Below are 13,466 nucleotides of genomic sequence, written 5' to 3' on the forward strand. Positions count from 1 at the left end.
TGAATTATAAACAGACCTCAGGCAAAATTTTTAGGTTAATACCAATACGACTAGTTATCTGATTTTGTACAGACTCGCTAGACTGATCAGATAATTGGTTGGATTGGTAAAAATCATTAAAAAGGAAACTATCACATGGCGTGGGAACTTGAGTTCATTGTTGACCCGAGTGACGAAGTTAAGGACTTTATCTACAAAGGGTTACTTTCATTTAATCTACCGAACTTCCCGGAAGAAGAGATAGAAAAAATCGCCTGCGTTGCGAAAAGCCCGCAAGGAGAAATTGTCGGTGGGCTGACGGGGGATATCTTCACCAACACACTGTTTATAGAATATTTATGGCTTGACGAAAGCCAACGTGGCAGTGGTTTGGGTACTCAACTGGTGCAGATGGCTGAAAGCAAAGCAAAAGAAAAGGGTGTGACAGACATCTATCTAGATACCTATTCTTTCCAAGCTAAAGATTTTTACCTCAAGTTAGGCTTTGAAATTGTGGGGAAATACTCAGGCTTTCCAACCAAGGGTGTAGATAAATACTTTTTGCAAAAAGCAGTTCGTTAGAACTGCTTTACTGAATTTCGTAACACAAGGCTAGGGGAGAGTCGATTGGTGAGCCCTTCTGTTCCTTTGCCTTTGATGATGTTTAACACTCCATTAGCCGCTTGCTCTGCCATTTCACTTTTAGGGAAATTCACTGTGGTAAGCGGTGGTGACACATAGGCGCTGTGGGTATCGTTATCAAAGCCGACAATCGAAATGTCTTCACCAATTTTTAATCCACGTTCGTTACACACGCCATAAGCGGCAAGAGCGATATTATCGTTCATGCAGAAGATCGCCGTGATGTCAGGTGCGCGGTCTAAAAGGCGACCGATAGCTTCATGATTTTTCCCGTGGTCAAAACGCCCTTCGATGACGAGATTAGGATCGTAGTCTAAATCAAACTTAGTCAGCGCACTGCGATATCCTTGAAGGCGATCGCGGCTGTCATTTTTGCTCAGCTGGCCAGTGACACAGGCAATACGCTTGTGGCCCATTTCAATCAAGTGCTCTACCGCAATAAAGCCCCCTTGCTCATTATCCATGCAGATACAGCGATCAGCCATTTCTGGGATATAGCGATTCATCAGGATAGTGGCTGGGGTGTTTTTAACTATCTGTAAAATATCTGAGTCAGTCAATCGGTCAGAAGTAAGGACCAGTCCATCGACCTTTTTCGCTTCAAGGAAGTGGATCGACTCTTGTTCTTCTTCATACATCTCTTGACCACTGGTTAAGATCAAGTGGTAGTTTTCTTTACGTACGATACCTTCGACGGTGTGCATCAACGGACCATAAAATGGACCATCAAGTGTGCCGACCAGCATGCCAATACTGAATGAGCGGTTTGAGGCCAGTGCTTGAGCAAAAGCATTTGGCTTGTAGCCCAATGCTTCAATAGCGTCAAAAACTTTCTTACGGTTAGATTCCTTAACAGAGGAGTGACCATTGAGCGCTCGAGACACAGTAGACTGTGAAACTTTGGCGTATTCAGCGACTTCTTTAATAGTGATCACACGATATCCTCGATTATTTGCTAGAAACGGTATTATCCAACTTGGGCACAGGTTTCTCTACCCAAATTAGTGCTTTATCAACATTAAGATGTGAAGTAGTTGGCATTCGTGACAGAAAACTGAGCACTTACTTAAATTGTTTAGCCCAAGCTTATCGCAGTGATAGAAAAGGTTAGCCTTATGCCCATTATGTGACCAAAAACAAAAGCAAGCGCTTTCTTTTTGGTTCGTGTCACAACTTTTTGCCATTCTAGCTGACATTATCACCAATGCACAGCAATTACCGTGCTTCTGGTGCGAAAGTACCCCCTACAAATAGAATATATAGCGATAATTAGAGATTAATTCTGAGAACTTTAAGAAAGCGCTTTCTTTGTACCAATAACCGAACAGTAACTGAACAGGGACAGATAGAAGATGAAAAACTTGCACAAAAAGGCTCTGCTGATGAGTTTGCCATTCATGTTGACGGCGTGTGGTTCCGATAGCTCAGACACAGCGTCAGAGACCACCAATGACGCCAGTGGCGATATTGTTTTTGTCGCTCAACCTGCGGCGGTATTTCCTTACCCGACCACTCAAGGCTACGTCACTAGTCTTAGCAACACCACGAGCGATGCTTTACTCGGAAACCCGGAATATCAAGCTATGTCCTATGGTGCTTATCGTAGTGTGGAACGCACCGATGCAGATGCTCCAACAGTTGAGCAAATCAAACAAGACTTGCTGATCATGCAATCGTTAGGCATTAAAGTGATCCGAACCTACAACACTCAAGACTACCCAGATACCGAAAGGCTTCTAGAGGCCATCGATGATTTTATGAATCCAGCATCGGCAGAGTATCGCCCAGGTTTTGAAATGTTCGTCATGCTTGGTATTTGGGTTGATGCACTAAACGCATGGGATGGTGATTCATCAACGACCGACCATAATACCGCCAGCGCCATGAGCCGTTTGGAGATGGATAAAGCCATTGAGCTGGTTAACAACTACCCTGAAATCATCAAAGTGTTGGCAGTTGGTAATGAAGCCATGGTGCACTGGGCTGGATATCACGTGGCACCGAAAATCATTTTGGATTACGTCAACGAGTTACAGGGGCTTAAGTCGGACAGCTTTACTAAGGGTTATAGTGATGGCCTAAAAGAGATCCCTTCTGACGTTTGGATCACAAGTTCAGATAACTTTGCATCTTGGGCTGGTGAAGGAGATTACGCCAATGATGATCTGGCCGCATTGGTTCAAGCGGTCGATTACGTCTCAGTTCACTCATACCCATTCCATGACTCATTCTACAACAGTGAATACTGGACCATCCCTTTAGAAGAACAATCTTTGAGTAAAGAAGAGCAAATTGCCAAAGTAATGGAGCGTGCACGTGACCACGCCCTTGAAGAACTTAAAAAGGTTCAAGACTATTTGATTGCTCAAAATGCGTTAAAGCAGATTCATATTGGCGAAACAGGCTGGTCTACCGTGTCGAGTGATTTATTTGGCGCAACGGGGACAGGCGCTGCAGACGAATACAAGCAAAAGCTATATAACGACCTGATGCGAGAGTGGAGTGACTCTTTTGGTGCATCACTATTTTTCTTTGAAGCGTTTGATGAGCAATGGAAAGCAGGCTGGGGCAGCAACGATGCCGATCATTCCGAAAAACACTTCGGATTGATTGATAAAGATTGTCAGGCCAAATACTTGCTGTGGGACAAAGTAGATGCGGGAGTATTAGATGGTTTAACTCGCGATTGTGCTCAAATCACCAAGACCTACAGCGGCAACCTTGACGCACTGATGCTAGATGTTCAATTGCCCCCATATGAAGCTGCACCAGTCAGCTCTGACAACTATTCGGTAATTGGCGACACCTTAGCTGATGGTGCAATTTTGAATTGGTGGGGCGGCAACTCTGGTATCAACCTAAGTGATGATGGACAAACGATAGTGTTGAGTGGCGGCTCTGATGTCTACCCAGGTTGGTGGGGTGTCGGTGTTCAACTGGGCTCGGCAGCTAACTTGACTGGTTTTGAATCAGGCAGCCTTAATTTTTCAATTAAGTCTTCTGTAGATTTAGCAGACGTTACGTTCAAGCTTGGTTTTCAAACTGGAAGCACCGTTGATCACTGGGTGCGTGTAGGCGGGACCAGCGCTTACCCGATCTCTACCACTGAGGCGCAATATTCTATCCCATTGTCAGCATTTGCTTCTGCAGATCAAATGGATCTAACCAATGTGCCAACATTGCTCTATTTCCTCGGTGCAGTCGACGCTGACGGAGAGAGCTACATTCCCGAAGGCGTTCAACTAGAAGTGACCAAGGTGTATTACAGCAAGTAACTATTCGAAGTAACTATTCTCGGGACAGACACCAAATCTAATTGGGACAGGCACCTATCCCAATTGTTTTGGGACAGACACTAAATCTATTTAGGACAGTCACGAAATGTATTTGGGACAGACACCGTTAACGAAGTTTTGGTGTCTGTCCTTGTAAAGAAGTAAGGAAGATCGAGTGAAGATATCTACACCCCTAAAACTAACCTTCGCAGCTTCAAGTGGCTTTTTGATGGTGGCTTGTGCTTCGACGCAAGCGCCGAAGGAAGAGACAAGCAGCTTTGCGACCACTAAAAAAGCCACTCAACTGGCTGCGACACCTGTCACTGTGAGTGATAAGTGGAAACTGGCTTGGCAAGATAATTTTGAAGGAGACTCAATTAATAAGCGCAATTGGTCTTTGGAAGAGAACTGCTGGGGCGGTGGTAACAATGAGCAGCAGTGTTACACCAAGCGCAGTAAAAATGCTTTCGTGAAAGACGGTTTTTTACACATAGTTGCTCGAAAGGAGTCCTACACAGGGGCAGACGATCCTAACGGACTTAGCAGCGCTGCGCAAAAAACGCTGCCGTATACATCGGCAAGATTAAGAACTAAGGGCAAGCGTGATGACAAATATGGCCGATTTGAAATTCGAGCTAAGTTGCCGTCAGGCCAAGGCACTTGGCCTGCGATTTGGATGCTGCCGACCGATAATAAATATGGTACTTGGGCTGCGTCTGGTGAGATTGATATTGTTGAGGCCGTCAACCTAAAAGCGCAATCAGACGCACCTCAGTCTAATTCAGGACAGGTAGAGAACAGAATTTACGGCACACTGCATTACGGTAAGCAATGGCCAGACAACGTCCACAGTGGCATTGGTGTTGAGTTGCCAAACGGCATCAACCCCGCCGATGACTTCCATAATTACGCGATTGAGTGGGAGGAAGGTGAAATTCGTTGGTACGTGGACAACATTCATTATGCAACGCAAACCCATGAAGGTTGGTATGCACAGTACAAGCAAGACGGTGAGCTGGTCAATGCGGACAGCTTAGCGCCGTTTAACGAGCGTTTTCACATGATCCTTAATCTAGCGGTCGGTGGATCTTGGGCAGCCAATGCCAACCAAAAAGGTGTGGATGCCGATGTTTTCCCACAAACCATGTTGGTTGACTATGTAAAAGTCTATCGCTGCTCAACCGATCGTTGGAAAGGCAAAGGATGTTCGTCTCGCTCGGAACAAGCGACACACGTGAAAGGCAACAAAGCGCCAGCGATCTTAGTTCAAGATGACAGCTATGCAGATGGCAAAGTCATTGAAGTGTTTAACGATTCATTGAACACCAGTCTTGCATACGGCAGTTATGATCCAGTAGACATCGTGGAATATGAAGAGGTAGATATTGCATCTGGTGGGAAAGCGCTGAGTGTGATCAAGCAAAATGGTGCGGGTAACATCTATTTTCGTTCGCCGCCGACTGACTTTACTTCGTGGCTAGAAGCGGGTGAACTTGTTTTTGATATCAAGGTGTTGGATAAACCATCTAATGTTGATTTGGTTGTGAAAATGGACAGTGGCTGGCCGAAAACCAGTGATCTCAATGCACCATTAGAGGATACACCGCAATGGCAAACCGTGCGTATGTCGGTAGCAGATATCATTGCAGGTGGTAATCGCCATGAGTCTGGCAATGCCGCCGATCCAGCTAACATCAACAACTTGCTAGTGTTTGAACCGACTGGGCAAATGTCTTTTGAGTTAGACAATATTCGGTTTGAGCGTTAATCAGTTATCACTTGCAAGTGAGGCGCACCTAGGTGCGCCTCACTAATTCTAATTATTATGGTGAGAACACCGATGAGCCAATATCACACACCCTTATGATATTGCTGGTTACGAGTAGGATGTAGCACCGCATCAAATGCCGCTTGCTCTATGGTATTGTGTGGCGCAATGTTGGATTTAAATAGTTCAACAAGCTCCTGTTTACTCGCCAGCACCCGAGTTTCAGTTTCAATGTCTCGTAAATCTACTAACACATCGGTCATCAAGTCTGGCAGATCTTGCAGTACCTCCAAGTTCAAAACGTTGTACTCGGCATAAATACTGTTGTGGCTACCTTGCTGCTTGTGGATCACATACGGATTGTCTTTTAAGTTGATGACCGAAGTGCGTTTTTCACAACGTCGTAAACACCCTTTGTTGACTTTAATTTTGCGGCAACCTTCGGTCTGCATAAACAAGCACTGTCTGCTGGTAAGCAGAGTGTTGGGGTGGTAGACCGAATAGAAAAGCTTAAAGCTCTCTGGGCGTTTGATATAGCGCAGCTGTTTTTTGCTTAGTTCATTAGAAATAAATGCGCCCCCCGCAAGATACTCTTCTTGCAGACATTTTAGGGTATAGGAGTTAGCGCTATTCATTTGCGGCCCTGCGATCCAGTCAAGATTCAGTGTCTTAGCGACATAGCCAACCCCAGAGTTGTTGGTGATGGTTAGCTTAGGCTTAATCTCTGATAGGAACTCTTTAGCGGCGTCATAATCTTCGCCGATGATCACCGCTTGGAACCAAGGTTTAAGGTTTGGCTGCTGCTTAAATAGAGCGAGTAGTTGTGGCAACTGCGCTTTGATGCCATTTGGCATCTGATAATAGACATCGATACTTGGATCATCGGCAAGATAAGCGTCTTCAGCGCTAGAAATTAGGACTGAGAGTCTACGTTCTGGGTTGTCACTTGCCTCAACCAATTTAGGCAACTCAGGCACGTCTATCGCCCCTTTCAGGCTAGCTCCGCTTTGACCATCGCTCTCAATATCAAAAGTTTCTGTGGCTTGAGCGACTTTTTCGATGATGGCTGTTTTGTCGTCGTAAAGTTTGCGTTTGACTTGCTTAACCTGCTCATCCGTCGTGCAACTGTACACCTTAGAGAAGTGCGTTACCGCATGATCTCGCGGATTGTCGATGTACATATTTTTTCCAAAGTCGCCAGCCAGGAACCCATTAGAAAAATCACGGTTAAACACGGTGTAAAGTGCTTTGGTGTCTTGCGAGAGTGTTTTCTGCTCGCAGAAACGATCGATTTGCTGACGCCAGCTGTCGACCACCGTATACACGTAGTGAGACTTTTTGATTCGACCTTCCACTTTCAATGAATAGACACCTGCATCGACCAAAGCGGGCAGGTCGCTAAATGCGGAGTTATCTTTCATATTGAGCGGGTAATCGTGACCCGTTTGAGTAGTTTCGTATTGTTCTCGACAAGGTTGACTGCAACGGCCTCGATTGCCTGAAGCACCATTGCGAGCCGAGCTGATGTAACAAAGGCCAGAGAAACCAATGCAATAGGAACCGTGAACAAACACTTCCATCAATACGTTATGCTGGTGGCCAAATTGAGCAAGGTGCTTTATCTCATGGATGTTTAGCTCACGAGATAGGTTAACGCGGCTACAGCCCATTTGGCCAAGTGCAAGAATTTGACCTTCGTTATGGGTGTTGAGCTGAGTGGATGCATGCACATCGAGCTCTGGAAAATGATGTTTAAGCAGATAAGCCAGACCAAGGTCTTGAACAATGACACCATCTATATTGGTTAAGCGTAACTGGCTAAGCAGTCGCACCACCGCGGCAATTTCACTTTCTAAGATCATCACGTTCAGAGTAAGGAAAATCTTGCATTGGTGCTGATGAGCAAGCTTAAGCACGCCATTAAGGCTATCTAAGGTGAGATTAGCGGCGCGATTGCGAGCGTTGAAGCGGTCGAGCCCACAGTAGATGGCATCAGCTCCCGCAGCGATAGCGGCTTTTATCGACTCTAAATCCCCACCTGGGGCCAATAGCTCAAACTGTTCTCGTTTCACGATCGAACCTCAAAATAAAATGAGGGCGTATTATACGCAAGCTAAGGGGATGTGCCACAAGCGGCTAGGTCAATTTTAGGCGAGAAAAAAGCTCCCAGATGGGAGCCAAATCGAGACAACTTAAAGCCCTACACTAAAAGCTGTCAGCCGAGTCCAAGGATGGCACGTCTCACTTCAGCTAAGACGTACCTCCCTACGGAGAAAAAAGGCCCTAGCTAGTGGGCCAATAGGTACTACAGAAATGAGACGGAAGGTTCTCGGTAGTTAGTGTTGAATCTAGTTACTTAGTAAAGAAGCTGCGTTTTAGTGCGACTTCTAAGCCTCGGACTTCAGCCAGACCTTTCAAGCGGCCAATGGCAGAGTAACCTGGATTGGTCTTCTTGTTGAGGTCATCAAGCATTTGGTGGCCGTGGTCAGGACGCATTGGAATCAACTCTTCTGCACCTGCGTCAAAGCGGCGTTTTTCTTCAGTAAGAAGGGCCATCACGACGTTGTACATGTCGACATCACCTTCCAAGTGCGCCGCCTCATGGAAGCTCAGTTGGTTTTCTTCACGCTGCGTTGAGCGTAGGTGAGTGAAGTAAACTCGGTCACCATACTCTTTGATCATGTTGACCAAATCATTGTCGCCACGAACGCCGTAAGAGCCAGTACACATAGTGATACCATTTTTCTTACTTGGTACTTCGTTGGTTAGCCAAGCAATATCATCAATCGTCGATACAATGCGTGGTAAACCAAGGATAGGGCGTGGTGGATCGTCTGGGTGAACCGCCATTTTGAGCCCTGTTTGCTCACAAATAGGCATCAGCTCAGAGAGGAAGTAAGCCATGTGTTGACGCAACTGGTCTTTATCAATTCCTTTATAGCGGTCAAGCTGTGCTTGGAACTCTTCCAAGGTGTAACCTTCTTCAGCGCCCGGAAGACCTGCAATGATATTGCTAGTGAGCTTGTCGATCTCTTGCTGAGTCATGGCTTCAAAGTAATCGCGAGCTTGCGCTTGCTCTTGCTCGCTGTAATCTTCACTAGCGCCTGGGCGTTTTAAGATAAACAGCTCGAATGCTGCAAAGGCAATTTGGTCAAAGCGCAGTGCTTTAGAGCCGTCAGGCATTTCAAATTCAAGGTCGGTACGCGTCCAGTCAAGCACTGGCATAAAGTTATAACAGACCGTCTTCACACCACACTCTGCAAGGTTTTGCAGGGTTTGCTTGTAGTTATCGATCCACTGTTGGAAGTTACCTGTTTGAGTTTTGATCTCTTCGTGTACTGGTACGCTTTCAACCACAGACCAAGTTAGACCTTTGCTTTCGATCAGCGCTTTGCGTTCGAGAATTTCTTCTTTAGACCAAACTTCACCATTTGGAATATGGTGCAGGGCATTTACTACCCCTGTTGCACCAGCTTGTCTTACATCGTCTAGAGAGACTGGGTCATTTGGGCCATACCAACGCCATGTTTGTTCCATGATAATCACCTTACTTTGGGCACACTTAACCCGCCGAAACAGATCGGCTTAAGTGGACAAAAAAATTACGCTTATATATACGCCACAAGAGCGTGGCTAAAACAGTGTGCTAAATTATCGCAGCGGTTAAGCGTCGGTACTATTTAGCAGCACTACAGGGTTTGAACTAAACAGATAGCCATCGAAGTTTGGATCATCGAGGTCTGATAGTTCTAAGAGGCGCTGTTTTACGTTTTCAAGGTGTTGCCACATGGCATTTTTGGCCGCAAGAGGGTCTTTACGCTGCATTGCCGTAAGAATTTGGGCGTGGTCTTGCAACCATTCCTTACGATAATCCGTGCTCTGAATGTGGGAGTGAAGTTTTTTCCACATTGGGCTGTTTTCGCGTCGTTCCCATGAGTGTTTCAGCATATCGACCAATACCGAGTTTTGAGTCGCTTCTGCGATGTATAAGTGAAAATGTTCATCACCCACACACTCTTCGCAGCCTTCTTCTAACTCTCTACGTTCTTGCTCAAGAGCTGAACGCATTTTGGAGATATCATTAGGGGTCACTTGAGTTGCTGCAAATTCAGCAATGTTACTTTCCAGAAGCTGTCTTGCTTGTAACATTTCAAATGGGCCCGCATCGTCGCTAATCACTTGCTCACGGTTGTTGGGTGTATTAGGGATGTTCAGTACATAAACTCCGGAGCCTTTCTTCACTTCAACTAAGTTCTCAAGCTCAAGCATAATGATAGCTTCACGCACCACAGTTCGGCTTACATTCAGCCTTTCTGCGATATCACGCTCTGGCGGAAGTCGGTCACCAATACGGTATTGACCACTACACAGTTCGTCGCGAAGAATAATGCCTAGTTCTTGATAAGGTCGTTTCGGTTCAAAAAGCAACATAGTCGGGGCTTCACTAAATTCTAATACACTCATACGTCATCATAATGACCAAATCAGATTGGTCAACCTCTTTATGATAAAGTGCGGTTCACACCTTGTTGTTGATTATTGCGCCTCTTATCTAAGTCAGCGGGGGAGTAACCTGTTATTTATTAGGGGATTAACTCCACCCGCCATCACTTAGTTATTACTGCACAGCTTTAATTTCTTGAACTAGCTTGTCTAGCTCAGGGTTCGAAGTTTTCAGCTCGGCATAAATTGGTTGAACTGCCTCAACGAATGCTGCTTTGTCAGGCTGAACAAACTCTACACCCATTTTTTGTGCTTTAGCACGTTCTTTCTCTTCAGATTTCGCCCACAGCTCTTTCATTAGCTCAGAAGATGCTTTTGCTGCTGTTTTCAGTGCTTTGCGCTCTTCTTCAGAAAGTTTCTCTAAGCTCTTAGTTGAGATAACCAGTACATCAGGAACCATAGTGTGCTCGTCCATGCTGAAGTATTTCGCAACTTCGCTGTGACGGCTTAGGCTAAATGATGGAATGTTGTTTTCCGCTGCATCTACCACTCCTTGCTGAAGGGCTGTGTATAGCTCGCCATACGCAAGAGGTGTTGGGTTACCACCTAGTGCTTTCACCATGTTGATTGCTGAAGGGCTTGGCTGAACACGTATCTTCATGCCTTTTAGGTCAGCAGGGGTTTTGATTGGTTTGGATGTGTAGAACGAACGAGCACCAGCGTTGTAGTAAGTCAGACCGACAAAACCGCTTGCTTCAGAAGAAGCCAAGATACGCTCACCAATCTCACCTTCTTGTACATCGAAGTAGTGTTGCTGGTCGCGGAATAGGTAAGGCAAGTTAAACGCAGAGTAGTCTTTAGCAAACGCTTCAAGTTCCGCGGCATTTGACTTCACCATGTCTAGCGCACCGTTTTGCATAAGCTCCATTGATTCACGCTGAGTACCCAGCTGTGCATCAGGGTAGATACGGATTTTCACTTCGCCATCAGTAAGACGTTTTACTTCTTTTGCCATGTGATCCATTGCTTTATGTACCGCATGGTCACGAGGGTGGTTATGGCTCAGCTTAAGAGTCGTCGCTGCATACGCTGACGCTGTTGCGCCCATGGTTAGTGCTGCACCGATTAGCGTCGTTAGTACGGTTTTACGAGTCATCATCATTATGTCTCCGTGAATTGGTTATCCATTTTAATTATCAAAGTTTGGAAATAAGGGGCTTTATCGCGTTGTTTTCCAAATTTGTAGGGTACGTTTTCGAGTACGGTTTGATTATTGAGCGTTATTGGTCAGTCAGTCAAAGCGAAATGTTCAATTGGTTGACCTAAATCACAAGTTTTAGGGTGAAATTGGTCGACCAATTATTACTGTGAGTGCGATCACATGACATTTGTGTGGGAAATTTATACTCTGGCTACGTATTAAGCACCAATGCTCTATCAAATCTATAAATATTGGTTGACCTAAAGGTGCATAAGTCAACAAAGGAAATGACAATGAATAAATTGATTGGGTATATAAATCGTGGGTTAGCCTTATTTACGGTCTCGTTATCGACTTTCTTAGTGTTTTGCGTGATATGGCAGGTGTTCTCCCGTTATGTGATTGGTAAACCAAGCACAGTTACCGATGAATTAGCTCGATATCTATTTATGTGGGTTGCGTTGATTGGCGCAGCGTATACCACAGGGGTCAAACGTCACCTCGCCATTGACCTATTAACGATGAAACTTACCGGAAAAAGAAAACTGATTAACGAAATCATTATCCAAATCGCTATCGGCTCCTTTGCCGCCATCGTTTTGGTGTATGGCGGAACCAACTTGGCCTTAAAAACCCTCGCAACAGGTCAGGTAACACCAGCACTTGGATTGCAGATGGGCTACGTCTACTACTGTCTGCCAATTAGTGGCTTGTTAATGATCTTTTACTCTCTGGTTTTCACCGGTGAAAAAATTAAGGCGCTCGCCAACCCCCAGCAAGCGGCGCTGAATAATCAACAAGAATCTGCTTAATTATAAGAAGGATGCCTCTCATGGAATGGCAAGTAATACTCACCCTGTTTGGAAGCTTTGCAGTTTTGCTCTGCTTAGGTGTACCAGTTTCGTTTGCGATTGGGTTATCGTCTCTCGCAACTATTATGATGAGCTTACCGCTCGAACCTGCAATTGCCGTTGTTGCCCAACGTATGGCCGCAGGCTTAGATAACTTTGCTCTATTGGCGATCCCGTTCTTTATTTTGGCGGGTAACATCATGAACCAAGGCGGGATCGCGTTGCGATTGATAAACTTTGCGAAAGTGCTCGGCGGACGACTACCAGGATCGCTTGCTCACGTGAACGTGATGGCGAACATGATGTTTGGTTCTATTTCTGGTTCTGCAGTGGCTTCGGCGGCAGCGGTTGGCGGCACTATGTCACCATTGCAAAAGAAAGATGGTTACGATGAGCATTTTTCTGCGGCTGTAAACATTACATCGTGTCCAACAGGGCTATTGATCCCACCAAGCAACACTTTGATTGTGTTCTCACTGGTCTCTGGTGGTACGTCGATTGCGGCTTTGTTCCTTGCAGGTTACATCCCAGGCATCATTATGGGCCTTAGCTTGATGCTGGTGGCTGGCTTTATCGCTAAACGCCGTGGCTACCCAGTGGCAGAGCGCCCTTCAATGTCTGTGGTGTGGGACACCTTTATTAAAGCTGCGCCTTCTTTGACACTGATTGTGGTGATCATGGGCGGCATCATCGGCGGTATTTTTACTGCGACTGAAGCCTCAGCGATTGCAGTGATGTACACCTTTGCACTTGCGGTACTTATCTATAAAGAAGTGAAGTGGCGTGACCTGCCAAAGATCGTTCTTGAGTCTGCGGTCACCACGTCAATTGTATTGTTGTTGGTTGGCGCTTCTATGGGCATGTCCTGGGCGATGGCAAATGCAGACATCCCATACATGATTGCAGATGCTCTACTTGCTGTATCTGAGAACCCGCTAGTTATCCTATTGATCATCAACTTGATTCTATTGATTGTGGGTATCTTCATGGATATGACGCCTGCCATCTTGATCTTTACCCCTATCTTCCTGCCAATCGCATTAGATATGGGCATTGACCCAGTACACTTCGGCATCATGATGACCTTTAACTTAGCCATCGGTATCTGTACCCCTCCTGTAGGTAGTGCGCTATTTATTGGTTGTTCTGTGGCTAACGTATCAATCGACAAAATCATCAAACCACTATTGCCGTTTTACGCTGCGCTTATCCTCGCACTTGCAGCCGTAACCTTCCTCCCACAGTTGAGCCTATTCCTCCCTCAGCTGGTACTTAACTACTAATAATAAATGGACTCTCCTCAGCTA

General features: G+C 45.7%; 10 protein-coding genes. 5 read left to right on the forward strand and 5 right to left on the reverse strand.

Annotation, left to right across the window (positions count from 1 at the left end; translation table 11 throughout):
- Positions 1-135: 135 nt before the first annotated feature.
- Entirely contained in the window at positions 136-561 is a 426-nt protein-coding gene (locus tag J4N39_RS16680) for a GNAT family N-acetyltransferase (protein ID WP_252026012.1), read from the forward strand.
- On the opposite strand, the gene J4N39_RS16685 is transcribed toward J4N39_RS16680, so the two are convergent.
- Positions 558-1,556 (reverse strand): LacI family DNA-binding transcriptional regulator, encoded by a 999-nt coding sequence (locus J4N39_RS16685; RefSeq protein WP_252026014.1) that lies wholly within the window; start codon positions 1,554-1,556, stop codon positions 558-560. The genes J4N39_RS16680 and J4N39_RS16685 overlap by 4 nt on opposite strands.
- 417 nt (positions 1,557-1,973) lie before the next feature.
- On the opposite strand from J4N39_RS16685, the gene J4N39_RS16690 reads away from it, so the two are divergent.
- Positions 1,974-3,896 carry a glycoside hydrolase family 17 protein gene (locus tag J4N39_RS16690; RefSeq protein WP_252026016.1) on the forward strand — a complete coding sequence of 641 codons (1,923 nt, stop codon included), beginning with the start codon at positions 1,974-1,976 and terminating at the stop codon, positions 3,894-3,896.
- 229 nt (positions 3,897-4,125) lie between these two features.
- Positions 4,126-5,664: a glycoside hydrolase family 16 protein gene (locus tag J4N39_RS16695; RefSeq protein ID WP_252026930.1), complete on the forward strand. Its 1,539-nt coding sequence runs from the start codon at positions 4,126-4,128 to the stop codon at positions 5,662-5,664.
- A gap of 83 nt (positions 5,665-5,747) precedes the next feature.
- On the opposite strand, the gene J4N39_RS16700 is transcribed toward J4N39_RS16695, so the two are convergent.
- The 4 genes from J4N39_RS16700 to J4N39_RS16715 form a co-directional block, all read right to left on the reverse strand.
- Positions 5,748-7,736 (reverse strand): peptidase U32 family protein, encoded by a 1,989-nt coding sequence (locus tag J4N39_RS16700; protein ID WP_252026018.1) that lies wholly within the window; start codon positions 7,734-7,736, stop codon positions 5,748-5,750.
- Between the two features lie 280 nt (positions 7,737-8,016).
- Positions 8,017-9,201, reverse strand: a complete 1,185-nt coding sequence (gene uxuA / locus J4N39_RS16705; RefSeq protein ID WP_252026020.1) for a mannonate dehydratase — start codon at positions 9,199-9,201, stop codon at positions 8,017-8,019.
- A 126-nt stretch (positions 9,202-9,327) separates the two neighbouring features.
- The gene (locus J4N39_RS16710) at positions 9,328-10,128 is read right to left on the reverse strand and encodes an FCD domain-containing protein (protein WP_252026022.1); all 801 of its coding nucleotides are present in this window, start codon (positions 10,126-10,128) and stop codon (positions 9,328-9,330) included.
- 154 nt (positions 10,129-10,282) lie between these two features.
- Entirely contained in the window at positions 10,283-11,266 is a 984-nt protein-coding gene (locus J4N39_RS16715) for a TRAP transporter substrate-binding protein (RefSeq protein ID WP_252026932.1), read from the reverse strand.
- Positions 11,267-11,601: 335 nt separating this feature from the next.
- Between J4N39_RS16715 and J4N39_RS16720 the strand changes: the two genes are divergently transcribed.
- Both J4N39_RS16720 and J4N39_RS16725 read left to right on the forward strand, forming a co-directional pair.
- Positions 11,602-12,120, forward strand: coding sequence for a TRAP transporter small permease (locus J4N39_RS16720; RefSeq protein ID WP_252026024.1), 519 nt, complete (start codon positions 11,602-11,604; stop codon positions 12,118-12,120).
- 20 nt (positions 12,121-12,140) lie between these two features.
- Complete coding sequence (locus tag J4N39_RS16725) at positions 12,141-13,442, forward strand: TRAP transporter large permease (protein ID WP_252026025.1); 1,302 nt, start codon at positions 12,141-12,143, stop codon at positions 13,440-13,442.
- The last annotated feature ends 24 nt before the right edge of the window (positions 13,443-13,466 follow it).

This window comes from Vibrio sp. SCSIO 43136, assembly GCF_023716565.1.
In the GTDB taxonomy this organism is placed as follows: domain Bacteria; phylum Pseudomonadota; class Gammaproteobacteria; order Enterobacterales; family Vibrionaceae; genus Vibrio.

What these genes read in the sequence shown, in the direction of transcription:
- J4N39_RS16680 (WP_252026012.1), top strand. Translation starts at nt 136, where the DNA reads ATGGCGTGGGAACTTGAGTTCATTGTTGACCCGAGTGACGAAGTTAAG.
- J4N39_RS16690 (WP_252026016.1), top strand. Translation starts at nt 1,974, where the DNA reads ATGAAAAACTTGCACAAAAAGGCTCTGCTGATGAGTTTGCCATTCATG.
- J4N39_RS16695 (WP_252026930.1), top strand. Translation starts at nt 4,126, where the DNA reads ATGGTGGCTTGTGCTTCGACGCAAGCGCCGAAGGAAGAGACAAGCAGC.
- uxuA (WP_252026020.1), bottom strand. Translation starts at nt 9,201, where the DNA reads ATGGAACAAACATGGCGTTGGTATGGCCCAAATGACCCAGTCTCTCTA.
- J4N39_RS16710 (WP_252026022.1), bottom strand. Translation starts at nt 10,128, where the DNA reads ATGAGTGTATTAGAATTTAGTGAAGCCCCGACTATGTTGCTTTTTGAA.
- J4N39_RS16715 (WP_252026932.1), bottom strand. Translation starts at nt 11,266, where the DNA reads ATGATGACTCGTAAAACCGTACTAACGACGCTAATCGGTGCAGCACTA.
- J4N39_RS16720 (WP_252026024.1), top strand. Translation starts at nt 11,602, where the DNA reads ATGAATAAATTGATTGGGTATATAAATCGTGGGTTAGCCTTATTTACG.
- J4N39_RS16725 (WP_252026025.1), top strand. Translation starts at nt 12,141, where the DNA reads ATGGAATGGCAAGTAATACTCACCCTGTTTGGAAGCTTTGCAGTTTTG.